Source organism: Amphritea pacifica (assembly GCF_016924145.1).
GTDB classification, from domain to species: domain Bacteria; phylum Pseudomonadota; class Gammaproteobacteria; order Pseudomonadales; family Balneatricaceae; genus Amphritea; species Amphritea pacifica.
Window position 1 is genome coordinate 1 of record NZ_JAFFZO010000050.1, and the last position, 24,930, is coordinate 24,930.

Annotated in this window: 21 protein-coding genes; 8 read left to right on the top strand and 13 right to left on the bottom strand. The window is 52.3% G+C overall.

Going from position 1 to position 24,930, the window contains the following annotated elements; translation table 11 throughout:
• Window positions 1-566: 566 nt before the first annotated feature.
• Window positions 567-1,748 carry an RNA ligase RtcB family protein gene (locus JW499_RS20385; protein WP_205212316.1) on the top strand — a complete coding sequence of 394 codons (1,182 nt, stop codon included), beginning with the start codon at window positions 567-569 and terminating at the stop codon, window positions 1,746-1,748.
• Window positions 1,745-2,371, top strand: coding sequence for a peptide chain release factor H (gene prfH / locus JW499_RS20390; RefSeq protein ID WP_205212317.1), 627 nt, complete (start codon window positions 1,745-1,747; stop codon window positions 2,369-2,371). The genes JW499_RS20385 and prfH overlap by 4 nt, the downstream gene beginning before the upstream one ends.
• A gap of 52 nt (window positions 2,372-2,423) precedes the next feature.
• On the opposite strand, the gene JW499_RS20395 is transcribed toward prfH, so the two are convergent.
• The 3 genes from JW499_RS20395 to JW499_RS20405 form a co-directional block, all read right to left on the bottom strand.
• Window positions 2,424-3,458: a DUF697 domain-containing protein gene (locus JW499_RS20395; protein ID WP_205212318.1), complete on the bottom strand. Its 1,035-nt coding sequence runs from the start codon at window positions 3,456-3,458 to the stop codon at window positions 2,424-2,426.
• Window positions 3,449-4,870: a YcjX family protein gene (locus JW499_RS20400; RefSeq protein ID WP_205212319.1), complete on the bottom strand. Its 1,422-nt coding sequence runs from the start codon at window positions 4,868-4,870 to the stop codon at window positions 3,449-3,451. The genes JW499_RS20395 and JW499_RS20400 overlap by 10 nt, the downstream gene beginning before the upstream one ends.
• A 638-nt stretch (window positions 4,871-5,508) precedes the next feature.
• Window positions 5,509-6,696 carry an OsmC family protein gene (locus JW499_RS20405; RefSeq protein WP_205212320.1) on the bottom strand — a complete coding sequence of 396 codons (1,188 nt, stop codon included), beginning with the start codon at window positions 6,694-6,696 and terminating at the stop codon, window positions 5,509-5,511.
• 156 nt (window positions 6,697-6,852) lie between these two features.
• Here JW499_RS20405 and JW499_RS20410 point away from each other — a divergent pair, with 156 nt between their 5' ends.
• On the top strand, window positions 6,853-7,737 hold the full coding sequence (locus tag JW499_RS20410; RefSeq protein WP_232846555.1) for a helix-turn-helix domain-containing protein: 885 nt from the start codon (window positions 6,853-6,855) through the stop codon (window positions 7,735-7,737).
• 10 nt (window positions 7,738-7,747) lie between these two features.
• On the opposite strand, the gene JW499_RS20415 is transcribed toward JW499_RS20410, so the two are convergent.
• Window positions 7,748-9,175 (bottom strand): aminotransferase-like domain-containing protein, encoded by a 1,428-nt coding sequence (locus JW499_RS20415; protein ID WP_205212322.1) that lies wholly within the window; start codon window positions 9,173-9,175, stop codon window positions 7,748-7,750.
• Between the two features lie 103 nt (window positions 9,176-9,278).
• Between JW499_RS20415 and JW499_RS20420 the strand changes: the two genes are divergently transcribed.
• Window positions 9,279-10,190, top strand: coding sequence for an EamA family transporter (locus JW499_RS20420; protein WP_205212323.1), 912 nt, complete (start codon window positions 9,279-9,281; stop codon window positions 10,188-10,190).
• Window positions 10,191-10,205: 15 nt separating this feature from the next.
• On the opposite strand, the gene JW499_RS20425 is transcribed toward JW499_RS20420, so the two are convergent.
• From JW499_RS20425 to pgi, 3 genes are read right to left on the bottom strand one after another with little or no spacing between them, the layout of a single operon-like run.
• On the bottom strand, window positions 10,206-10,520 hold the full coding sequence (locus tag JW499_RS20425) for a SemiSWEET transporter (protein ID WP_205212324.1): 315 nt from the start codon (window positions 10,518-10,520) through the stop codon (window positions 10,206-10,208).
• Window positions 10,521-10,534: 14 nt separating this feature from the next.
• Window positions 10,535-10,957: a VOC family protein gene (locus tag JW499_RS20430; protein ID WP_205212325.1), complete on the bottom strand. Its 423-nt coding sequence runs from the start codon at window positions 10,955-10,957 to the stop codon at window positions 10,535-10,537.
• A gap of 5 nt (window positions 10,958-10,962) precedes the next feature.
• Window positions 10,963-12,624 carry a glucose-6-phosphate isomerase gene (pgi, locus tag JW499_RS20435; RefSeq protein WP_205212326.1) on the bottom strand — a complete coding sequence of 554 codons (1,662 nt, stop codon included), beginning with the start codon at window positions 12,622-12,624 and terminating at the stop codon, window positions 10,963-10,965.
• Between the two features lie 182 nt (window positions 12,625-12,806).
• Between pgi and JW499_RS20440 the strand changes: the two genes are divergently transcribed.
• From JW499_RS20440 to nadS, 4 genes are all read left to right on the top strand, one after another.
• Window positions 12,807-13,544 carry a response regulator gene (locus JW499_RS20440; RefSeq protein ID WP_205212327.1) on the top strand — a complete coding sequence of 246 codons (738 nt, stop codon included), beginning with the start codon at window positions 12,807-12,809 and terminating at the stop codon, window positions 13,542-13,544.
• A 28-nt stretch (window positions 13,545-13,572) separates the two neighbouring features.
• Window positions 13,573-16,200 carry a PAS-domain containing protein gene (locus JW499_RS20445; protein WP_205212328.1) on the top strand — a complete coding sequence of 876 codons (2,628 nt, stop codon included), beginning with the start codon at window positions 13,573-13,575 and terminating at the stop codon, window positions 16,198-16,200.
• Complete coding sequence (locus JW499_RS20450) at window positions 16,197-17,147, top strand: ABC transporter substrate-binding protein (protein WP_332874442.1); 951 nt, start codon at window positions 16,197-16,199, stop codon at window positions 17,145-17,147. The genes JW499_RS20445 and JW499_RS20450 overlap by 4 nt, the downstream gene beginning before the upstream one ends.
• Window positions 17,148-17,467: 320 nt before the next feature.
• Entirely contained in the window at window positions 17,468-17,785 is a 318-nt protein-coding gene (gene nadS, locus JW499_RS20455) for a NadS family protein (protein ID WP_232846553.1), read from the top strand.
• 13 nt (window positions 17,786-17,798) lie between these two features.
• On the opposite strand, the gene aroE is transcribed toward nadS, so the two are convergent.
• From aroE to tdh, 6 genes are all read right to left on the bottom strand, one after another.
• On the bottom strand, window positions 17,799-18,671 hold the full coding sequence (aroE, locus tag JW499_RS20460) for a shikimate dehydrogenase (RefSeq protein WP_232846554.1): 873 nt from the start codon (window positions 18,669-18,671) through the stop codon (window positions 17,799-17,801).
• Between the two features lie 44 nt (window positions 18,672-18,715).
• Complete coding sequence (locus JW499_RS20465; RefSeq protein ID WP_091356649.1) at window positions 18,716-19,513, bottom strand: ATP-binding cassette domain-containing protein; 798 nt, start codon at window positions 19,511-19,513, stop codon at window positions 18,716-18,718.
• 2 nt (window positions 19,514-19,515) lie between these two features.
• Complete coding sequence (locus tag JW499_RS20470; protein WP_091356652.1) at window positions 19,516-20,595, bottom strand: ABC transporter permease; 1,080 nt, start codon at window positions 20,593-20,595, stop codon at window positions 19,516-19,518.
• A 76-nt stretch (window positions 20,596-20,671) separates the two neighbouring features.
• Window positions 20,672-21,694 (bottom strand): sugar ABC transporter substrate-binding protein, encoded by a 1,023-nt coding sequence (locus JW499_RS20475; RefSeq protein ID WP_205212329.1) that lies wholly within the window; start codon window positions 21,692-21,694, stop codon window positions 20,672-20,674.
• 333 nt (window positions 21,695-22,027) lie between these two features.
• Window positions 22,028-23,233: a glycine C-acetyltransferase gene (locus JW499_RS20480; protein WP_205212330.1), complete on the bottom strand. Its 1,206-nt coding sequence runs from the start codon at window positions 23,231-23,233 to the stop codon at window positions 22,028-22,030.
• Between the two features lie 34 nt (window positions 23,234-23,267).
• Window positions 23,268-24,293, bottom strand: a complete 1,026-nt coding sequence (gene tdh, locus JW499_RS20485) for an L-threonine 3-dehydrogenase (RefSeq protein ID WP_205212331.1) — start codon at window positions 24,291-24,293, stop codon at window positions 23,268-23,270.
• Window positions 24,294-24,930 lie beyond the last annotated feature (637 nt).

Here is a 24,930-nt window from a genome sequence, read left to right on the forward strand (position 1 = left end):
CGGGCTGTCAGGGTAAACTTACTCATGGCGTATCTCTCTTCTGTTGATTGCGATCTGGCGAGATCAATCAACAGGATACGCCACCCTCTCTATCTTTCTCCATACACCAGAAATCACCATATCTCAAAAGATTCACCACCGTACCCAAAGGGCATGCTAAGAACACCGAGAGCACAGAGGAAAGCAGGTTAACGGCTCTTCTCGATCCTCTCTGTGAACTCTGTGGTAAAGCATTGTCTGGGCCTTGTCGAAGCACAGCGGCAGAGATATCGGAAAACTATATCTCTTTTTTATTGCTAAAGTTGGGGGCAGAAAGGCTTGCGATTTCTGTGTTCGAGATAGTTTCGTAAATTATAAATACTTGATTTGTCTTAATTCGTTGTTTAGTATGCCGCCGACTATTTTTTAATCAACCCACTGTAAAGGAGAACGATCATGGAATTGAAAGAATCACCCTTTGCAGGTCTGACACAGTAAAGCAGGACGCTTCGTTAAGTATCCCTTCCTTCAAGTCAATTGACCTGCCAAAAACTATTTGTTTTTAAATAATATGCAGGTATCAACATATGGGCAATTCAGTCCAGAATATTACTGATTGCGTCAGCCTCATTGCGTCTGAAAAAACGTGGATTGAAGGCTTGGCTATAGAACAACTTATTAAAACATCTGAACTTAAAGGTATGGTGCAGGTTGCGGGTATGCCCGACTTACACCCGGGTCGGGGCTATCCCGTCGGCGCAGTTTTCTTTTCGTCAGGTAAAATTTATCCGGCACTGGTGGGCAATGATATTGGCTGTGGTATGTCGCTGTGGCAGACGTCAGCTAAGGTCGGTAACGTAAATATTGAACGATGGGTTAAGAAACTTGAAGATGTAGAACAGTCACTTGATGACAGCTGGCTTGATGAGATTGCTCTTCGTAAAACAGAAAAAGGGATTCTCCGTTCTGAATACGATTATGCGTTAGGCACTATCGGCGGTGGAAACCACTTTGCTGAGTTTCAGGCTGTGGAGACTATTTATGATGCAGATGAAATTGACCGTTTGGGAATTGATAAGAAGCGTCTTCTGCTTCTGGTTCATTCCGGTTCGAGGGGGTTGGGGCAGTCTGTACTTACCCACCACATAGCTCAATTTAACCATGACGGCTTGCCAGAGGATGTCCCTGAATTCCAGCACTATGTGGCGGCACATGATGAGGCCGTTAAATGGGCAGAATTGAATAGGGAGATGATCGCTAAACGTTTCTTACAGGCTGTTAGAGAGTCTGGGGAATGCGTTCTGGATATAAATCATAACCTGGTTGTCGAGAAGAGTATTAATAATATAAAAGGCTGGCTGCACCGCAAAGGTGCCACCCCCGCCGATCAGGGATGTGTCGTTATTCCTGGCTCCAGAGGCGATTTCAGTTATCTTGTTGCACCTTTAAACACTCTCGATGCTGGTTATGACAAGAGTAATCTTTACCAGAACCTGCACTCTTTGGCACATGGTGCAGGTCGAAAATGGAAACGGGGTGACTGTCAGGCGAGGCTAAGCCATAAATATAAGAAGGATGATCTGCTTCGCACCGCCCTGGGAAGCTGGGTGATTTGTGGTAATAAAGAGCTACTGTATGACGAAGCTCCTCAAGCGTATAAAAAGTGTGAATCCATTATTGAAGATTTGGTGAGTGCTGGGTTAATCAGGGTGATTGCCAGGCTTCGACCGGTCCTTACCTTTAAGACAAATGGAGGGTGTTCATCATGATATTGTTGCAACTTTCATCGGGTCAGGGGCCTGCAGAGTGCGGTCGTGCGGTTAACCTTGCCTACAGTAAAATTGTGAAAGAGTGCAAAGCTGAAGGTATTGAACTGACGGTAGTTGAATGCGTTCCTGATCAGCAAATAAACTGCCTGAAGTCGCTGCTGCTTGAATTTAGATCAACGGGAGTCGAACGTGCAAAGCCGCTTGCCCAAAAATGGGAGGGGGTCATGCTCTGGGTATGCCAAAGTCCGTTCAGACCAAAACATAAACGTAAAAACTGGTTTTTTAGCGGCCAGGTTTATGAGTTTAATCAGGCGGATGAGGATAGAGGAATTACGTATCAGGCATGTCGGGCATCGGGGGCAGGCGGGCAGCATATCAATACTACGGACTCAGCGATTCGCGCTACTCATAGCGCTTCGGGTATCAGTGTGCGGGTCGAAAGTGAAAGAAGCCAGCACGCGAACAAACGGCTTGCAACCGCACTGATTTATCAAAAACTCGAAGAGTTCAGGCAATCTCAGATGTCTGAACAGGAAAAAGCGCATTGGCAGCAACATCAGGAGCTTCAGCGTGGAAATCCTTTACGAACGTTTAAGGGCGATAAGTTTATCTCAGTCAGATAATACTGATTCTCTGAACACAGGCCATAGGTTCTATGGCCTAAGCCAATTCACCTCAAATGCTCTGCTTACGCCCCTTATTCAGCTTTTTCCCCAGTAACAGCAACAGCGATGATACCAGTTTCTCCCGGTAGCCGGTTTTTGACTCATCGGCGGGTATCGGCCGGCACAGGGCGGCGCACTGCATACCGATGCGTGAGGTGGCGATACAGGCCCCGGCACCCTGCAGTGCCTTGGCGCCGATATTGAGGGCGGGGAAGTTGGACAGATCGAGCATATCCAGCCCGGTTTGGGACAGGCCGGAATAGGCGGTGCTTCTGCCAACCCGATAGAGCACTCGCATGCGATTACCCGCGTTTGGCCGGATGCCGTAGGTGTCTGAGATCTCTCTGATCATGATGGTGGTGCGCCACAGGGTGAGCAGAGCATCCAGCGAGGGCATCGGGCTGGCGGCGACGGCTAAGCCGGTTTGCACACTGTGCTTACGGATGATGTTTTCGACCCGCTTATCCAGCGGTTCGATGAAGAGTGTCTCCAGATGTCGCAGCCGTTCGGCATCATCGAGATAATCCGGCATGACACTGAGCGCCTTATCGAGCTGTTTTTCCTGTGGCGTATCGGTGTAGAAGCTCACCAGACTGTCGACAAACGGGGTGATCTTCTGGCTGTTCTGCTGTTGCTGCAACGCCCGTGCGCGCTTTTGAAACTCAGCGATCTTGTCGATATCGTTGCTACCCCGGGCCCATTTAAGCAGACCCATACCGGATATCAGGATCAGCACTGCCAACACGGCTGATACGGCGACACCAAAGGCCCAGTGAAGCGCAGATGCGTTGTTGATCATCGATATCAGGTCGTTAATCAGTGTCAGGCCGAACACACCACCCAAACCGATGGAGGTCAGTTTCATCGCTTTGGAAAAGAGCGGCTGAGGGTGACTATTCCAGTTGACCGGGTCGGTGTTGCCGGGTGGGTGTTCAATCTGTTCAGACTCAATCGAGTCGGGAATCATGCCCTCCAGATCGGCTTCCGATATTTTGAAGGTGCGCGGGATGCGGGTATCGCCATCCTGTTGAGATTTTATCGACATATATCACCCATTAAATTGTGCAGCACTTCATCCATACGGATGTGGGGGATGGCCTGGTCCTGATTGGCGCGAATACTTTTTGGTGGATTCAGTTGCGGCAGTTTCCAGTCTATAAACGCGGTAAATTCCGACTCAGAGGGGATATGATCGGGAATCCGGGGGTTAACAAAACCAATGGCTTCACCTTCGCTGGAGATTCCCTTGAGGATCTCCTCATTTCCCTGTGTCTGTGCATGGGAAGAGCGCACCGAAGCCACCGCTTCCACCCGCAGGTCGGCCTGTGCTCCCTGAATTCGTTCGAGGGACTTTCTGACAATACTGCTGAGCAGATGGCGGACATTATCGTGATCCTGCGACACAACCTGATCTACCTTGGTGGCGGCATAGAGTACCTTTTCGATCCGCGAACGGAACAGTCCGCCGTTGTATTCGAAGCTTTCACCAATCGCTTCCAGTGCGTGCATCATCTCGTGGAGATAGGCTTCGCCACCGTGCAGTACATTGAGGACATCGACCAACACCACCTGACGGTCGATCGGTTCGATAAACTCTTTGAAAAAGGGCTTTACGATATCCGACTTGTAGCGTTCAAAGATCGCTTCTAACTGCTTAAAATTGCTGTTTTTGCCGGCACTCTGCAGCTGCGCTTCACTATAACCGGCGCAGGCGATCAGCGGCACGAAGTGTAAAGCAGGGTGACCGGTCTGGGTGCCGGGTTCTATAAAGCGTCCCGGTTGAATAATGGTCAGTGGCGGCGACTGTTTTTTGCAGGCGTGCAGAAAATCGATATAGATTGCCCGCTGAGTCTCGACGGTCGCCGCGTTATAGTCAGCAAACGGGTCAAGCTGCTTAAGCGACGCCTGTGGATTATCACTAAAGCTACTGCGGGGTGCCCGCGACAGCTGCTTTTCGACCTGGACACACCAGTCACGAAAGCTCATCTTCAGCAGTGGCAGATCGACCAGCCACTCTCCCGGATAGTCTCTCAGTTCAATAAAAACACTTTTCGAGGTTTTTCTGCCAAACCAGCCCTGGTCGGCCAGTTTGATCTCCAGTAACACGCCACTGATATCCCGGGTCGGCATAGGCCACTGGGGAGCACTCCCCGACAGACTGTCCACCGCCTGCTCATAATCAAAGCGGGGCAGGTAGCGGTTTTCCAGCGGATGCTCTGTCACCTGGATGATCCGCTTTTTTAACCAGGGGGAGAAGCCACCCAGCCGCGAGTTTTTTGCACCGTGCTGTTTAAGCTGATTGATCAGACTGGTGATAAAGGTGGATTTACCGCTGCGGCTCAGCCCGGTGATGCCGATACAGACACGATTCTGTATCGCCCGGTTGATCAGGGTTTTCGCATCATCTGTCACATGGTGTAGCTTTTTTAAATAATCCGACTGTCCGTTGTTAGACATAGTGTTTCCAGGTTCTGCGTAAAAAGTTGATCAACCGGCGTAATTTTGCTGCAAAGAGCTGTATTCACCTATATGGCCGTGGTTAGCCCTCATTTCAAGGTCTGACTTGAAACAACGCCTTACTTGTAGCAACGCCTGTGGCTGGAGAGGTATCCGTGGCGCACATCACTCGTCAGTCAAACAGATAACCGCGGTAATCTGTCACGGTTACATGCGTGATATCGGGCACTACACAGCGATGATATTGACGACCATCAGAGCTGAATCACTGGTGTGCCAGCAGGCCAGGAGGTTGTCCGCGTTTCTCAGTCTGTTGGTGCGTTGTTGCTATTGCGGACATTGGCGGTGCGAAGTCGCTGGGTGATGGTCAGCATTAACACCGACAACGTCAGGATCAGGTAATGAATCGCCCCATGTGAAAGAGTTCATCACCTATCTGCGTGAGGGAATCAATCCCTCTGTTGTTATTTAATGGATTTCGCCTCAGACCTCTGGGGCGGAGCATCTGTTAGAATGATTCAACGTATACCCATCAGGTATAGTCTGTTTCTGATTAATAAATCCTGTAATAGCAGGGGTAAACCGGTCTGGAAGAGCCGCCTGCCTTCAGATTTACCATTCAGCAGGCTTTCATTTTTTTAGTATGAGCTGATTCTGACCTCTGTAATCAGGTCGGTTCGGCAGAAGGCATGCAGGAAACAGGTTTGCTCAGCCATCCCCAGTACGTGTTGGGCATAATCATCGTCATAACCGGATTCCAGATAGCAGTGAGTCTCCACTTCATCGGCTTCACCTCTCAGGCCTGTGTTATCCGAACCGCCCGCCAGCGAAAAGTGGGTATCCTGAATGATGCGATAATTGTCCAGCTCCTTTTTAAAGATAACAGCAGCCCGGCCAAACTGTGTCATAAAGCAGAATGCGATACCGGCAGAGATATAGGTGTTGGCATCCGGGGCGCGCCCTTGGCCTCCCTTTTCCGGGGCTTCTTCAGAGAGAAACCTGAAGATCGAACCGTGGGGGTTATACAGATGCTGCTCTATCTCTTTAACGCCATCCTCACGCAGAGTGCAGATCCCTTTTACGTGAAGCAGCCGGTTCTGTTCTTCCGCCAGACTGGAGCCTGCGAATCCTGTCGTATGTGACTCTTTAGGAGTCATTTTCCCGGTATTGACAATAATCGGTCCCAATGGAGATGTCAGGGGCTGAGCCCTGGCAAACTGATCGCCGGGGTCTTTTAGTAAAGGCCGGTTCAGCGGTTTAGTTTCCGTTGTGGTCATCTCGGTACCGTTGTGAGACAGGGCAAATAAGCTGTCGAGCGCTTCTCGCATCAGGCCGGAGAGGGGGTTCATACTGACCGCATCTTCAACCAGCTGTTGCAGGGTAGTACTGTCGGCATCTGCATCGATCTGGGCTTCCAGGCGGACATCCTCAGCGCCGCCGGTCATGGTGCCCCTGAGCATAGAACCTTTCATGGTGTAATAGTTATCCTGAATCAGCCGGAGATGGCGGATCTTAATACCTCGCTGTTTCGCCAGGGCCACTATTTCATTCATAGTTGCGCTGACCATTCCGGTGGTCAGAAATGAAAGTGGGCAGGGGGCTTCATCAAGGCCGTCAAGATAAGCACCTTCATCGCTGGCCAGCCGCCAGGCCACTCCTGTTCGGCTGGAGCGTACAATCGCTTCTTTCTGCATATGAGACAGCGAACGTACCCAGGTGCGCAGTGAGTCACCCATGCGCTGAGGGGGCGTATCAATGCCGACTTCGTCAGGATTAGCCACTTTGAAAAATAGAGGTAAACCGGAATCTTTGAGTGGATTGTTCATGCTGAACCTCGCTGTATTTATATTTAGATGCTGATGTTGTTCTGATGGATTCATCATGACATTTGACGGGGGTAAGATTAATTCAAAAAATGGGATATAAATGGTAAATTCGGAACATATCAGTTTTCTGTAATCAGCCGGGGGATCGTGTTGGCGATGGAGAAAAACTTTCCAAACTATCGGGTTTACGGTGATTACGAGACCGATTTTTCATTACACCCGGTACATCTTGATGATGTGAACACATCAACTCAGTTGAATAATTGGGCCATTGAACCTCACCGGCACGATGACCTTTATCATCTGGCCTATTTTTATGGCGGTGACGGTGTGCTCTATATGAAAGGCGAGGCGCTGAGTCTGAAAGCTCCCTGTTTCTGTGCCATTCCCGCAGGCGATGTGCACAGCTTTTATGTAGAGCAAACGATTCAGGGCTATTTGATGACGATCTCCCGCAGTTATCTTGATGAGCTGCTGGAAAGTTCTGCCAGCTGTTTACGCTTACTGGATCGTCCCAGTTACATTCACGGCGAAAAAAGTTTCTTTGCGCTGATCGATCCACTCTTTCAGCAGCTAAAGAGCGAATACACCGCACGGAAGCAGGCCCGGGAGCTGATTATCCGGGCGTTGATCAGTCTGGTTTTCAGCTATCTTTCCCGACATGAGGCTGATAACGACCGGCTGTCTGCTCAGCGCAGCGCTGAGGATCTGAATTTATGGTATTACCGACAATTTCAGAACATGATTGGTTATTCAGTGGCGGAAAAGCGGCCAGTGTCCGATTATGCCGCTGAGTTGCGCATCTCGGCCACCCATCTGAACAGAGTCTGTCGTGCAGTTGCAGGGAAGTCTGCTTTAAAGGTGATCCATGACCGGTTGATCAGCGAGGCAAAAGTGAACCTGGCCTACACCTTTCAATCGGTATCAGAGGTCGCCTATAAGCTGGGTTTTGACGATACCAGCTATTTTTCCCGCTTCTTTAAAAGCCATACCGGAGTTTCTCCCAGCGTGTTTAAGGCGCGGGTGAGAAAGCCGGACTGAGCGGCCGGTGTTACTCCATTCCCAGTTGCTGGCGTATCAGCTTAAGTAATGCTAATAACTGGCGTCCTGCCAAACAGTTTTCGGGGTGTTCCGGCTCGATTGGCCAGCCGATGTTGATACGGAAACAGTCGGCATAAAGCTCCCGGGTACTGAAAAGTGCGCCGACCCGGAGGTCTATCTCCTGCTGCAGTGCCTGTTGATAGAGTAAGTCGGTATCCAGTCCGGGAAGTTGCACCCATAGGACGGTGCCTCCCGTCGGTGAACTGATGCTGGCCGAATCCGGTAGATGCCTTTTTATGATACCGGCGTAGATACTGATCTGGCGGGCCAGCGCCAGTCTGACTTTACGCAGGTGAGTCCGGTATTGACCGCTATTGATAAACTCGGCCAGCGCCAGCTGAATCGGGGAGCTGGCGCCGAAGCTCTGGGTGGTGCGTCGTTGCAGATAGCGGTCAAGATAGCGCCCGGGTAAGCACCAGCCGAGGCGATAGCCCGCCGCTAATGTCTTAGAAATCGAACCACACCAGAGGAGATAACCCGCTTTATCCCAGTGTTTTACAGGCAGTGGCGTTATCTGGCCATGGCCCAGTTCCAGGTAAACATCATCCTCTATCACCGGTATCTGATACCGTGCAGCCATCTCCGCGAGTTGCTGTTTTTGTGTCACCGACAGAGTGATCCCCTGTGGGTTCATATGGGTTGTGCTAAAGAGTGCAGCGCTGATACTTTGTGCTGCCATATGCTCGTCTAACTGACGCAGGTCGATACCCTCAGAGGTGGATGGAATCTCTAATACCCGTCGCCCCATCTGGGCCAGAAGTTCCAGCAGCCCATTGAAACAGGGAGAGTTGATCGCGATGACATCGCCCGGTTGGCTGGTAACCTCCAGAGCAACGCGCACCGCATCCAGGCAGCCATTAGTCACGACCAGATCAGGCGCAGCAAAATTGAAACCGTAGCCTGAAAAATGGCTTGCCAGTGCCGACCTGAGTCTGAGATCTCCCTGAGGGTCTGGGTAGGCGTGTACCTGCGCCCCCTGTCGCTGACAAGCCCGGCGAAGAGTTCTGAGCATCGCCTCCGTTGGCAATAGCTCGGGGGCCAGCAGCGAAACCCCTAGCGGACCTGTTGCTGTGGATGTGAGTCTCGACGCCGATGCCTCTGCTGCTGTCGGCTGGCAAGGCGTAGTGGCCTCACTTTTAAACGTCGGAAAGGAGGGAGTGTGCTGTTCTGACAACGGTGTCGCAACAAAATAACCCGCCTGGGGACGGGCAATGGCCCAGCCGAGTTCTTCCAGCAGGTGGTAACCGTTCAGCGCGGTGGTCATGCTGACATCATGCTGTTGTGCCAGGCGGCGCAGAGAGGGCAGTCGCTGTCCGGGCTTAAGCCTGCCTTGCTGAATATCCGTGATGTACTGATGGGCAATCTGTTTATAGCGCATCGCTATATTGTATATCTTTTTTTCTTAAAAATTGCATCTGTTATCTTTTTTCTGTGGCGCGATACTGTTCTTGTTTATCTGGGTTAAATAAAAGGAGACGCAAGTGAGTATTCGGGACCTGCTGCTGGGCATTGCTGTCATGTGTGTCTGGGGCTTTAATTTTGCAGTGATAAAATTGGGTGCTGATCATATAGATCCGCTGATTCTGACCGGGTTAAGGTTTTCCTTAGCGGTGGTTCCCGTGATCTTTTTTATCCACCGTCCGAATGTGCCATGGGTGTTGTTGATCGCTTATGGTCTGGTCTTTGGTGTGGGTGTGTGGGGGATGGTTACCTACTCGATTACACTGGGTCTTTCAGCTGGAATGGCTTCCTTGCTCTTGCAGCTTAACGTTGCCATCAGTCTGTTGATCGGTTTCCTGTTTCTGGGTGAACGGATCACCATACAGCGAGGCCTGGGGGCTATGCTGGCGCTGTCGGGACTGTTATTAAGCTTGTTGCTTGAAGATGGCTCGGTGACTCTGGCCGGACTGGTGCTGGTAATCATTGGAGCCACCTGTTGGGGGCTGAGTAGCCTGATTATGAAAGCGGCTAAAACGGATCAGGTGTTTGGGTTTATTGTTTGGGGGATGTTATTTGCTCCGCTGCCTTTATTTACGCTTTCTGCAATCAGTCACGGTAGCAGCGGCTTTATCCAGCTAATAGATACCTTCAATGCCGCCGCGCTGTTTTCTATTCTGTTTCAGGCCTACCCAACAACGTTGCTGGGATACTGGATCTGGAATCGCCTGATTGTTAAGTACCCCCTGTCGACTGTTGCACCACTCACGCTGTTAGTGCCGATATTTGGCTTGTTGGGCAGTGTTCTGTTCTATCAGGAAAGTATCGGCCCCATTAAAGCGGTGGCGAGTACGTTAATCATTGCAGGGTTACTGGTGGGTTTGGTGAAACCAGAGCTGTTTGCCCGGTTACAAATGATCCCAGCCCTGCGGCAAAAGTATGTAAAGCGCGGGTGAACAAACCGCAATGACTCAATTATCCGCAGCCTCGTGAGAAGCGACAGAGTCTTTCTGCCCGCTTTTCTGAGATACCCGGCTGGTAATGGTCAGGGTCAGCACGCAGAGGGTTAAGATCAGTGTGATCAGATTGGCGAGCAATACCGGCATATCCCCGATGATAAATCCGTAGATGACCCAGAGAAAGACGCCAAAGGTGAAGATGGAGTACATGGTGAGCGAGATGCCCGAGGTGTTTTTACTTCTGAGGATGGTATAGACCTGAGGCACAAAAGATACGGTGGTTATACAGGCAGCAGAGATCCCGATAAGTGAAACCAGTGAGGGCATGATAGCTATCCTGTTCAGAGTATCTGATTAAATTCCAGTTTTTCGCCATCCGGCCCGCGGATCGCAAAGTACTGGCAGCCGTTTTGCCAGAAATCCAGATGGATGGGGGCCGCTTCGATAATATCTTCTCCGGCGGCTTTCATCTCGTCAAAGGCTGCCTGAATATTGCTGACGGAAAAGGCGATATGATCTACACTGCCATCTCGTCTGTTTTCGATCTCTTCCAACTGGCTTTGCGGTAGCTGATAGAGTTCGATGATGACCCCGGCTCTGTGCATCATAACCGCGGTGGTTTCGCCATCGCCCTCCGGGAAGGTTTTCTCCATGACAACGGTAAACCCAAGGCGACGATAGAAGGTAACAGAACGCTGGATATCGGTGACCGGAATGCCGATATGTTGCAGGCCGTTAAAATTGTTCTCAAGCAGTATTTTCATCGTCGTTATGCCGTTTTTTTCTGTTTTGCCGTTGCTTGAGGAGTGATCGGTGCATTGTTTTTTGCAGCGGCAGGCTTTCGGGCAAAATGCTGTTTAACCATCTGCATCAGTCCCTGAGTTGAGGCATCGTATTCCGAACTTTTATTCTCAATATTGCGGCTGATCTCGGTGGCCAGCCGTTTACCCAGCTGTACACCCCACTGGTCAAAGGAGTTGATATTCCAGATCGCGCCCTGAACGAACACCTTATGCTCATAGAGGGCGATCAATGCCCCCAGATTGTGAGGATTCAACTGATCCATCAGCAGCACATTGCTGGGTCTGTTACCGGGGCAACTGGCAAAGTCCTGGAGGTTATCTTTGGTATCGCCGTTCATAAACGCATTCGCCTGCGCCAGCATATTGGTCAGCAGGGCAAAGTGGTGGGCCTCGGTGCCTTCATCCACCTGTAGCGAGGCGATAAAGTCGATCGGAACAAACCGGGTGCCCTGATGCAACAGCTGGAAGAAGGCGTGCTGGCCATTGGAGCCGGTCTGGCCCCAGACAATCGGCCCGGTGGCATAATCCACCGGATTGCCCTCTATATCCACCGACTTGCCGTTGCTCTCCATATCCAGTTGCTGCAGAAATGAGGGCAGTTGGTGCAGTGCCTGATCGTAGGGGATCACCGCCTGGGTTTCGGCGCCGAGGAAGTTGATATACCAGATGCCGATCAGTGCCAGAATCACCGGCATATTCTGATCCAGCGGCGCATGGAGAAAGTGCTGATCCATCTCGAAGGCACCCTCTAAGAGTTCGATAAAGCGGTGGTAGCCGATGCTCAGGGCGATAGGCAGTCCGATACTGGACCAGAGAGAGTAGCGTCCGCCGACCCAGGCCCAGAACTCAAAGATACAGTGCTCGCTCACTCCAAACTCCATGGCTGCAGCTTTATTGGTGGATACCGCGACAAAGTGTTTGCCCAGATCCGCCCCCGGACAGTTGCTCTGTGCCAGAAACCACTGTTTTGCGGTGTTAGCGTTGAGCAGGGTCTCCTGAGTTGAAAAGGTTTTGGTAGAAACGATAAACAGGGTGGTTTCCGGATCCAGTCCTTTAAGAATCTTCTTAATATGCTGACCATCGACATTAGAGATAAAGTGAAATTTCATCTCCGGGTGCTGATAGGGCAGGAGCGCCCGACAGACCATGTTGGGGCCGAGATCTGACCCGCCGATACCGATATTCACGACGTTACGAATACGCTTGTCGCTGTAGCCTTTCCACTCACCACTGCGCACCTGATCGGTAAACGCCTGTAGTTTTTTCAGCCCCGCGCGGATCTCCGGCATGACATCCTGACCATTCACCACCACCGGTTCATCTCCCCGGTTACGTAATGCGGTGTGCAGCACCGGGCGCTTCTCGGTAACATTGATAATATCGCCGGAGAACATCTGTGCCTGGCGCTGGCGAAGCGGAGAGTGTTCGGCCAGTTTAATCAGGGTTTTGAATATGTCGTCGGACAGTCTGTTTTTAGAGTAATCCAGAAACAAGCCGCCCAGTTGCAGACTCATCCTGTTAAAACGATCTGAGTCAGCGCTAAAGTAATCTGAAATCCGGTCATTTTCGGTTTGCTGGGCTAACTGCTCGAGTTTTTTCCAGGTGACAGAGGAGCTGAGAGTGTACATTGATGGCCTCGCGATATTTTATGCAGCCGACGACATGCCGGGACCCGTTATCTGTGTCATTAGAACCGGGTCAGGTAAACCAGAAATGAATCACTTTGGCGTGGTTTGTAATAATTGAAATTTTTATGGCGCATGTTTGTGTTATTTATACACTTATAAGAAGAATAAAATTGGAAACGTCTATGACAAACGCTGTCCGGCAAAAAATTTTGGTGGTCGATGATGAGATCGATATGCGGGAGTTGTTGCAGGATCTTCTGGAAGATAGCGGCTTCAGTGTCACTGCCGTGGCCGATGGCGGGGCGATGCGTCAGACGCTGGATACGGCTCCCTATTCGCTGATTATTCTTGATCTCAGGCTGAAAGGTGAAGATGGTATGCAACTGGCCCGGGAGGTGCGGGAACATTCCAGCATCCCGATTATGATGCTCACCGGCAAAGGGGATGAAACTGACCGGATTCTGGGGCTGGAGCTGGCCGCCGATGATTTTCTGATGAAACCGTTTAACAACCGGGAGCTGCTCGCCAGAGTACGGGCTATGTTGCGCAGAACCACCCAGCTGAGCACGCCGGTGATACGTAAAGAGGATACCTATAGCCATGAACGGTTGTCGTTTGATGGCTGGATGATGGATCTGACCAGCCGGGAGTTGATCGGCGCCGATGGTGAGCCGGTTTCACTCACCTACGGCGAGTATGAGTTACTGGAGATGTTTGTCCGTTCGCCCAACCGGGTGTTCAGCCGTGATCAGCTATTGGACGCGACCCGGGGGTTTGACTCCGATGTCTATGACCGCACCATCGATGTGCTGATTCTGCGGCTGCGCAGAAAGATTGAACCGAATCCGAAACAACCCTCCTATATCCGTACTGAACGGGGTGTGGGGTATATCTTCAACGCTTCAGTGATGCAGTGCTGATGGGGCATTGTGACAGCGAGTTGAACAGATGATCCTGTCGCTCAGCTCCTTTAGTCGCCTGAGAGCACGCACCCGGTTATTGCTGGCGTTTACCATCCTGTCTGTGTCCGCGATGATTCTGGCGCTGGTGGGCTGGCAGGGGCTGAGCAACACCGACCGGGCGCTGAATATCTTTGAACAGCAGGCGTTGCCGGATATCTCCCGCTCACTCGAACTGGCCGAACGTACCGCCAACCTGGCGGCGATCGCGCCCTATGTCACCAGTGCCGGTACCCCCTATATGTTAGAGGGGCTGAGCCAGACGCTGAAAGCCAAAATCGAGAAAGTACTGTCACTGGCGCAGCGTATTCCGCAACTGGATGCCGCCGCCCCCAATCTTCAGAAGCTGCTGCAGCGTCTCGATAGCACCGTGAATGAGCTGATCGATCTGACCCGCCAGCATCTGTTTCTGCGGGAGGATCTGCGGGAATATGAATACCGCCTCAGAAGTCTGATTGATGGGACTGAACCGTTTGATACCGTGCATAGTGCTACACCTGTGACGCGGCTGGCTGAGATGCTGATGACGGCGTCCCATAGCCAGTCGGCCGATAGCCTGGCTATCACCCGCCAACGCTTTATCCGTCAGCTCGACAGTTTTCATCGCTCTGCCGCCGGTGGTGCTGATCACGACTATAACGAGCTCTATGCTGTAGGGGCGGGGCCGGAAAACCTGTTTGATCTGCGGCTGAAGCAGTTGAGTCTGGAACAGCGCAGTGCTTTTCTGCTGGCTTCAACCCGGGCGATCTCCGAGCAGCTGAGTGGAGAGGTACAACACTTTGTCGATCAGATTCAAAGCCGGATTTCCCACGAAAGTCAGCGGGTGGGCGCGGCGGTCAGCTCAGGTAAAACCGGCATTTTACTGATCAGCTTTCTCTGTATTGTCGCGGCACTGGGTGGCGTGTGGATGGTACGCGAACTGGTGATGAACCTGGCATCGGTCACCCTGGTGATGAGCCGGCTTGCTGAAGGGGATACCCATCAGCAGACCCCTGCCATCGAGCGTAGCGATGAGATTGGTGATCTGGCCAGGGCATTCCAGGTGTTTCGTGAGAATGCGGTTCAGATCGACCGGATCAGTCATGATCTGCAGGAACAGTCGCATCTGTTGGAAACGGTATTCACCAATATCAATGATGGCTTGAGTGTCTTTGACAGAGAGGGGCGGCTGATCGCCTGGAACCCTCAATACCTGCTGATTCTTGAGTTGCCCCAGGACAGTCTGCAAAAAGGGATGTCGATAGAGCAGGTGCATGGCTTGTTGTCGCAGGAGGCACAGGAGAGCTGGGCGCTGGATGGTATGGCCCTGGATAAGGATGAGGTCAATCAGATGCGACGGCAGCAACCGCAACACTTTGAGCGGCACTTTGCCAACGGACGGGTGGTTGAGTTCAGAAGCAGCCCGATGCCGGATGGTGGGTTTGTGACCCTGTATAGTGACCTGACGGAGCGTAAAACCGTTGAAGCTCAGTTACGCCAGTCTCAGAAGATGGAGGTACTGGGGCAACTGACCGGAGGGGTTGCTCATGACTTTAACAATCTGCTGGCAGCGATGTATGGCAACCTTCAGCTGCTGGAATCGACACTTTATGATGCTCCTAAACCGCTTAAATATGCCCGCCGGGCGCTCGCCTCAGCAGAGCGGGGGAAAAACCTGACGCAGCGCTTATTGGCGTTCTCCCGTAAACAGCACCTGACGCCGGAACCGACAGCTGTTGACCCGCTGATCGAAGGGATGCTGGATCTGATTGAATACAGTGTGGGGTCGGCGATTAAAATAAAACTGGATCTTGGCGCCGCTGACTGGCTGGTGGACGTTGACCCGGGGCAGCTTGAAAATGCCCTGCTGAATCTGACCATTAATAGCAGTGCCGCGATGCCTGAGGGTGGGACTCTGACATTCTGTACCCGTCAGTGCCACGCTATTGCGCTGAATGGCAGCGTCTCCGATGCGGTGCATATCGAGGTTTCTGATACCGGCTGCGGTATCTCTGAGGCCCATCTGCGCCGGGTATTTGAACCCTTTTTTACCACCAAAGAGATCGGCCAGGGCAGTGGGTTGGGGCTGAGCATGGTGTATGGCTTTGTGAAACAGTCGGAGGGGGATATCAGGGTCCGGAGCCAGCAGGGGCAGGGGACGACGATCGGTATCTATCTGCGCCGCAAAGCTGAGTCTGCCGCTTTACCCAGAGCAGATACTGTGACTACGTTCAATTATGGCCAGAATCGTTGCGTACTGATGGTTGAGGATGATCATCAGGTGAGAGATGCCGGGCAGGCTCTGCTGGAAAAGCTTGAATACCGGGTGATCGCAGTGGCCTCCGTCGATGAAGCGCTGCAACAGCTTGATGAGCGGGATGATATCGATATTGTGTTTACGGATATCAACCTGGGGACCGCGGTTAATGGTTTAGACCTGGCGAAAAAAATTGACAGTCAATGGCCCGAAATACCGGTGTTGCTGACCTCGGGGCTGAGTGTTCAGCATCTGAGTGAGCAGTACGGTTTGCAACAGACCGGTATTGTACTGGCTAAACCCTATAAACTGGAGGAGCTGGCAATGGCGCTGGATAACACATTTACACGGCATACAGATCAGGGAGGCAGAGATCTGTGAAAATAACAAAACGGGGCATGAGAGGGGCTCGCCGGTTGCTGGCAGCTCTGCTGCTGGCCGGAGCTGCGATACCCTCTGTTGCTGCTGAGAAGACCCTCTCTATCGGTATCTCCGTATCGGATCTGGGTAACCCCTATTTTATTCAGATAGCCCGGGGCGCTGAAATGCAGGCAAAACAGCTGGTGGGCGATAATGCTGAAGTGGTGGTTGTTTCCAGCGCCTATGATGTTAAACGTCAGATTGAACAGATCGAGAGTTTTGTCGCACAGGGCATGGATATGATTCTGCTATCCGCCGCCAGTTACGATGGTGTTGAAACCGCAGTATTAAAAGCCCGGCAAGCCGGGGTTAAAGTGCTGGCGGTGGATGTCAAAGCCAAAGGTGCCGATGCGACCATCACCACTGATAATGTTCAGGCCGGCATGATCGCCTGTGACTACCTGGTGAAACAGCTGGGAGGGAGGGGAAATGTGGTGATTATCAACGGCCCCAAAGTGTCATCGGTAAAGGACCGGGTGGCAGGGTGCAAAGCGGTGCTGGCGCAATCGCCGGGTATTCAGTTGCTGTCCAGCGATCTGAATAGTGGCGGGGGACGTGAAGGCGGGCTGGAGTCGATGACCTACCTGCTGACCCAGTTTCAACAGATCGATGGCGTATTTTCCATCAATGACCCCTCTGCGCTGGGCGCACAGGATGCCGCACAATTTGCCGGTCGGGGTGAGTTTATCATCGTCTCTGTCGACGGCGCACCGCTGGCACAACAGCAACTACGCCGTTCTGACTCGCTGATCCGCGCAACTGCGGCACAGTTTCCCAACTATATGGCGGCTAAAGCGGTGGAAACCGGTTACCGGTTGATGCAGGGCGGGATACTGGAGCAGAGCACCATCCTGATTCCGGCGGAACTGATCACCCGGGAGACGGTGGATAGCTATCAGGGATGGTGAAACTCAGACGCAGTTATCAATATTGAAAGGTTCAATGTACCTGATATGCTGTGTACAAAGTACATGGATTGTTAGCAGAAGGCATTAATTGCAAACCCTGAATGCGGTAGCACAATATCCGGTACTGGTGGATTCCGAAAGCTTCGATGGTCCAGGCCAGGTATGGGAAAAAGTGGTGGAGTAAGAGTGATATATTATAATTTATCTACTCAATCGGGGCGGTTATATCTGGCGCTTATTTATCCTGAGAATGAAGCCGATAACATCACCGATGCCCAAAAATCCCAACTAATGAAAGTCTCAGGCAGGCTAAAATAGCGATGAAACAAACAATGAAAGATGAACTGTTTGCTGACCTTCTTAGCAGTGCTGAAGAGATGGTTGCGATTGAAAAAGGTGAAATAATACCCGACAGTGGCGTCGTACATCACTACGAAACGCTGGATGTTAAAGCGATTCGTGAAGCATCAGGTAAAAGCCGTAAAGAGTTTGCCGATATTATTGGTGCTAGTTACGAAGCGGTAAAAAGCTGGGAGAATAAACGGAGAAATCCCACCGGCCCCACAAAAAAGTTGCTGACGCTGGTGAGAGAAAATCCCCGGCAGATGGTAGCGATTCTCGAACAGGAAAGCGCTTAACCGTATAAGCGATCTACTCCGGGTTAAATATCTCCCTAAGCGCTGCATGCATCACCCCGGTGTCCACTGTGATACCGGTCCAGTAGTGGATGCCGATAGCGCCCTGATGAACCAGCATCTGCTGTCCATTAACGAATTTGCAGCCTTTCTGCTGAGCCGTTCGCAGCAGAGGGGTCATCGGTGGATTATGGATACCGTCGGCGACCACCATATCCGCAGTCAGCGTTTCCCAGTGAATGTTAAGCTGCTGGTCGATATTCGGATAGAGGCCGATGGAGGTGGCATTGATTACGATGTCGGTGTCAGCGGGGAGAGGGAAATCTCCATCCCATATTGCAAACGTTGCTGTGGCCGGTGTTTTTTCGCCGATCAGCCGGGTCAGTTCTTCACCCCGTTCGCGGGAGCGGTTAACCACCGTGATATGGGAGGCTCCGGCAAAGGCCATCTCCACCGCGACAGCACGGGCTGCGCCGCCCGCACCAAACAGAACCACCTGTGATCCCCGTGGATCGGTTACCTCTGTCAGGGCGGTAACAAAGCCCCGGCCATCGGTGTTTTCGCCAATATATTCGCCCCTGGCTCTGCGCACTATGGTGTTAACGGCGCCGATAATCTCTGCCGACTGTCCCAGTCCATCCAGATGTTCGATCACCGCTACTTTGTGGGGGATGGAGCAGTTAAAGCCCGCCCAGCCCATCGCCCGGGCACCAAGAACTGCGTCTTTAAGGTGTTCCGGTGAGACTTCGCAGTTGATATAGCGCCAGTCGAGTTGGTGGTGCTGATAAGCGGCTTCAACCATGGCGACGGTGGGGTTCTCCATCGCCGGCATGGCAAATGAACCGGTCAGGTTGCTGAGAAAGTGCTTATTCATCGGTGATCTGTCCATAAAAAAGGCCCTGATGTTGAGTCAGGGCCAAGGCTTTACTGTGTTCAGACTGCAAATGCGCCTGCGGCGTGTTCATGCGGGTCCATCGCCCCGGTCATAATCGCCACGGCTTCAGACATGGTGTGGGTGTCCGGTTTAATCACCGCATGGCGTTTGCCCAGCCGGTGGATATGGATCCGGTCTGCCACTTCAAAGACATGGGGCATATTGTGACTGATCAGCACCACAGACAGGCCCCGGTCGCGTACATCTTTGATCAGATTCAGTACCCGGCGGGACTCTTTTACACCCAGCGCTGCGGTGGGTTCGTCCATAATCACCACATGCTTGGCGAAGGCCGCCGAGCGGGCCACGGCCACCCCCTGACGCTGACCGCCGGACAGGGTTTCCACCGCCTGATTGATATTCTGAATGGTCAACAGGCCGAGTTCAGAAAGCTTCTGGCGGGCGTTATCATGCATCGCTTTCTTATCCAGCATACGGAACACCTTACCCAGAATGCCTGGCCGCAGTTGTTCGCGGCCGAGGTAGAGGTTATCGGCGATATCCAGCGACGGGGCGACGGCGAGGTTCTGGTAGACGGTTTCGATACCGGCGTTGCGGGCATCCATCGGGCTTTTGAAGTTCACCGTCTCATTATCCAGTTTGACGGTGCCCCGGTCTGGCACCAGCGCACCGGACAAGGCTTTGATCAGAGATGATTTACCGGCACCGTTATCACCAATGACGGCCAGAATTTCACCTGGATAAAGGTCAAAATCTGCGCCATCCAGGGCGGTCACATGACCATAACGTTTAACCAGTCCACGTGCCTGTAATACTGTAGATTTACTGTTATTCATGATTACACCTTCCGAATCCACTGGTCCATACCAACGGCAACTATGATGAGCAGGCCGACGGTAAACTCCTGCCAGAGTACATCGACTCCAGCCAGCGCCAGACCGTTACGAAACACCCCGACCACCAGGGCGCCGATGAGTGTGCCGAAGATGGATCCCCGGCCCCCGAACAGGCTGCAGCCGCCGATTACCACGGCGGTGATACTGTCGAGGTTAGCGGTCATTCCTGCTTGTGGGCTGACCGAGCCGATGCGGCCGATCAGTGCCCAGGCACCGATGGCGCAGATCGCTCCGGCGACGATATAAACGGACATTAATATACGGTTGGTGCGGATGCCTGCCAGGCTGGCGGCGCCCGGATCATCACCGGTGGCATAGACATGCTTGCCCCAGGCGGTCCAGTTGAGGGCGTACCAGATCAGCGCAAACAGCGCGAGCATCAAAAGTGAGCCGTAAGTCAGTTTGGCTCCGAACAGCTCGATGGTGTGTCCGGTCCAGTGCAGTAGCGGTGCGGTTTGTTCAATCGCCTGAGAACGGATGGTTTCGCTTTTGGAATACCACAGGTTCAGGGCAAAGAAGATGTTCCAGGTGCCCAGGGTGACGATAAAGGGGGGCAGGCGGAACAGGGTGACCAGTATGCCGTTGATGTAACCGGCGATGGCGCCGGCAGCGATACCGGCCAGCAGGGCGATCTCGGGGGGCAGACCGACGTCGATCGCCATCTTACCCATGATAACGGAGGTGAGTACCATGATGGCACCGACCGACAGGTCGATACCGGCGGTGAGAATAATCAGGGTCTGGGCGATACCCAGAATACCGATGATGGTTACCTGCTGAAGAATCAGCGACATGTTGAAGGGGTGCAGAAAACGGTCGCCGATAATCATGCTGAACGCGATCACGGCGAGTAACAATACGATGGCGGGAGCCGCCGTTGGATTTGCATGGAAAAAGCGGTGAGTCTTCTCAACAAATGACAGTGTCTCTTTTTCAAATGAGGCAACTTCTCCACCTGCAGAAGCTGCGACCAACTCGTGATCAGCTGTCTGTGTCGTTTTGAGTGTGCTTGAGTCAGCCATGGGATTCTCCTGGTTTTACCTGATAGCCAGCAGGGTATGGCTACCCTGCTGTTGTGTCGTGCTTATCTGTCCGGGCTTAGCCCCAGCACATAGACAGACCTTCAGATGAGCTCCTGGCATCGATATGACTGACAGGCTTATCGGTAATCAGCTCAACGCCGGTATTGACGAAATCCAGTCCCTCTGTGGCCTGAGGTTTTTCGCCGGTTTGGGCAAATTTGAGGATGGCATCGACGCCCATTGACGCCATGCGCAGCGGGAACTGCATTGAGGTGGCACCGATCACGCCGTCTTTGACGTTCTCAACACCGGGGCAGCCGCCATCGACAGAGACGATCAGTACATCATCGGCACGGCCCGCAGACTTAAGCGCTTCATACGCGCCCGCGGCAGCCGGTTCATTGATGGTGTAGACCACATTGATCCCGGGATCTTTCTGCAGCATATTTTCCATCGCCCGGCGACCCCCTTCCTCAGCACCGCTGGTGACATCATTTCCGACAATGCGTGGGTCGGTTTCATCGCCGATACGGTCCGGGTCATTCAGGTCGATACCGAAGCCTTTCAGGAAGCCCTGATCACGGGCAACATCGACAGTGATCTGGCTGCTGTTCAGGTCCAGCATCGCTATTTTAGCCGTTGCTGCTTTATCACCCAGGGTTGCGGCCGCCCACTGACCGATCATCTCGCCAGCTTTAAAGTTATCGGTGGCAAAGGTGGCATCTGCTGCGGTTGCAGGACTCAGTGGTGTGTCCAGCGCAATCACAAGAAGACCCGCTTCACGGGCACGATCGATGGCGGGTACGATCCCTGCGGGGTCACTGGGGGTAATCAGAATGCCTTTCGCGCCAGCTGAGATCAGGTTTTCGACCGCCTGTACCTGGGACTGGTTGTCACCGTCAAATTTTCCGGAGAATGTACGCAGCTCAATGCCCATCGCATCGGCTTTTTGCTGTGCGCCCTCACGCATTTTGACGAAGAATGGATTGGTATTGGTTTTGGTGATCAGGCCAACGACGGGTTTGTCGGCTGCCATGGCGAAAGGCGCAGACAGGGCGGTGGCCAGCATCATAGCTTGAACAACTGATTTCTTATTCATGGCGTACTTTCCTTTTATTTTTATCTTTCTGGTTGTCGTAAAACGGTGGATTCAGAATCCGTTGTTCATCAGTCCTTATGAGCAGGTTATGAATGACGCTGCTCTGATGAATCTCAGTGTCTATTTAAAAGGAGGGGAATTAACGGGGAATTTCTGCTGTGCGTTATCGTGTTAACAATTGAAATATTGCGTCCTGGCGGATCCAGCGCTTTTGATGGAGGGAAGGGGTAGCGCCGTTTTAAGTATCATCTTAAAAGGGGAATCTATGACGGACAAACGCCTCACTTAACGCTATTTATCAGGCCTTTGGTGGGCGTTCATCAATTGAGAGCGTTATATACCCAACTGAGATTTAACCCGGCCAAAGGCTTCAATGGCAAACGCAATATCATCCTGAGTCAGTGCTGCGGACATCTGCGTCCGAATGCGGGCTTTTCCCTTTGGCACGACCGGGTAGGAGAAGGCGACGACATAAACCCCTTGCTCTAACATCGCATTAGCAAACTGACCCGCTACTTTCGCATCGTGCAACATGACCGGCACAATCGGATGCTCTCCGGGCAGTAATTCAAACCCCTGTCGTTGCAGGCCATCCCGGAACAGAGCGGTATTCTCTGACAACTGATCACGTAAAGCAGTGGATTCGCTGATCAGTTCAATCGCTTTCAACGCCCCGGCCACGACGGGTGGTGCCACCGTATTAGAGAACAGATAGGGGCGTGAGCGCTGGCGCAACAGCGCAACAATCTCGTTGCTGGCGCTGGTATAGCCCCCGCTGGCGCCACCGAGCGCCTTACCCAGGGTGCCGGTGATAATATCCACCCGCTCCATGCAGTGGCGGTATTCATGGGTGCCCCGACCACCGGCACCGATAAAACCGGTCGAGTGAGCATCATCGAAGTGCACCAGGGCGTGGTATTTTTCCGCCAGATCACAGATCTCATCCAGACGGGCAATGTAGCCGTCCATTGAGAACACGCCGTCGGTGGAGATCAGTTTGAAACGCGCGCCGTTTTTGTCAGCCGCCTGTAGCTGTTGCTCCAGATCGGCCATATCGCTGTTGTGATAGCGATAGCGCCGGGCCTTACACAGACGGATGCCATCGATAATGCTGGCATGGTTCAATTCATCGGAAATGATAGCGTCATCTTCCGTCAGCAGGGTTTCAAATAAGCCTCCGTTGGCATCGAAGCATGAGGGGTAGAGAATCGTGCTCTGCATACCGAGAAACCCGCTGAGCTTATCCTCCAACTGTTTGTGCAGGGTCTGGGTACCGCAGATAAACCGGACTGACGCCATCCCGTAGCCCCACTGTTCTAAACCCGCTTTGGCCGCGGCGTTTACCTGTGGGTGCTGGGATAGTCCGAGATAGTTGTTCGCGCAGAGGTTCAGTACCTGTCTGGGCGCAGCCTGGGTTGTCTGTGCAACGCCTACATGAGCACCCTGTGGAGAGGTGATCAGACGCTCATGCTTAAACAGACCGGCGGTCTCAATCTCTGTCAGCTGCTGAGCTATATGTTCCTGAAACTGATTGTGCACGACAGTTCTCCTGATGTGTAACGTAAATTAATGATTAGTCCCAGTTGAGAATAACCTTGCAGGCCTCTCCGCTGTTCATCACATCAAACCCTTTCTGGAAATCTCTGTAGTCGAAACGGTGAGTAATGATGGCGGAAATATCCAGCCCTGATTCAATAAAGACCGACATTTTGTACCAGGTCTCATACATCTCACGGCCATAAATACCTTTCAGGGTCAGCATATTGAAAATAACCAGACTCCAGTCGATCGCCACCGGATCGGGGGGAATACCTAATATAGAGACCTTGCCGCCATGACACATATTGCTTAGCAGGTCCTTAAATGCCGAAGGATTGCCCGACATCTCCAGGCCAATATCAAAGCCTTCGGTCATGCCCAGTTGTTTGCGCACACTGCTCAGGCTTTGTTTGGTGACATCGACTGTACAGTTTGCGCCTGATTTTTTTGCCAGGGCTAAACGCTGTGGGTTGATATCGGTAATCACCACATGGCGGGCACCGGCATGGCGACAGACGGCGGCCGCCATGATGCCGATAGGCCCGGCGCCGGTAATAAGAACGTCTTCGCCCAGAAGGTCATACTGGAGTGCGGTGTGTACCGCGTTGCCAAAAGGGTCAAACAGCGCGGCTATATCGAGATCGATACCCGGTCTGTGTTCCCACACATTGGACATCGGCAGGGCCAGGTATTCGGCAAACGCGCCCTGCCTGTTCACCCCCACACCGCTGGTATGTGAACAGAGATGACGACGGCCAGCCATACAGTTGCGACAGCGGCCGCAGACCACATGGCCTTCCCCTGAAACGATCTGTCCCGGATGGAAGTCATTGACGTTAGAGCCGACCTCAACGATCTCCCCAACGAACTCATGACCGATCACCATCGGTGTTGGGATCGTCTTTTGCGCCCAGCTATCCCAGTTATAGATATGCATGTCGGTACCGCAGATGGCGGTGCGCTTTATTCTGATCAGGACATCGTTGATACCGATATCCGGAGTAGGGACCTCTTCCAGCCATAAGCCGGGTTCAGCCCTCTTTTTTACCAACGCTTTCATGTTCAGTGACTCGCTTCGCAATTAAGCGTATTGATTAATAATTGTTTTAAAAAGACTGTGATTGAACAACGGATTGAAACAGCAATTCTTTATAGTTATCCAGGCTGATATACCTAAGTGAAATACGACTCAGAAGCGATGCGTTACAGGTCAAAGGGGCGTTTTTATTAATGGACGGCCGAACCAAAGTCGTTGCGATACATTATCCTGAGGCTCTTTCACGTTTCGTATCGGTATTTGTTACCCCGCTGGATGTATTCTAGTTGAGAACCCTGTTTTCGCCATGGCTGAAGGCTGAAGCCTTCATGTGAGCAGTTAGTGCAGCTCACCGATCATCCGCACGGGTAGAGAGACAGGGCTTGTATTTCAAACGTATAAAAAAACCGGCACAGGGAAGCGAGTGCCGGTTGTTACTGACGGTAGTGCATTCAGACACCCGAAGGGGGAGGGTGTCCGGATGCGAGGGTCAGGCTCTCTTAAACAGTGTCATTTAAAAGTGTCGGTTAAAAGGTGTAGTTGAGCCGTACCCGGGCTGCTGTGGTTTCATCGTCCACTACATTTGATGCGCTGGAGTAGGAGCCGGCAAAGGTCACCGTTGCTTCTGGAATACCAAACAGTGGTACTGAGTAAGCGATAT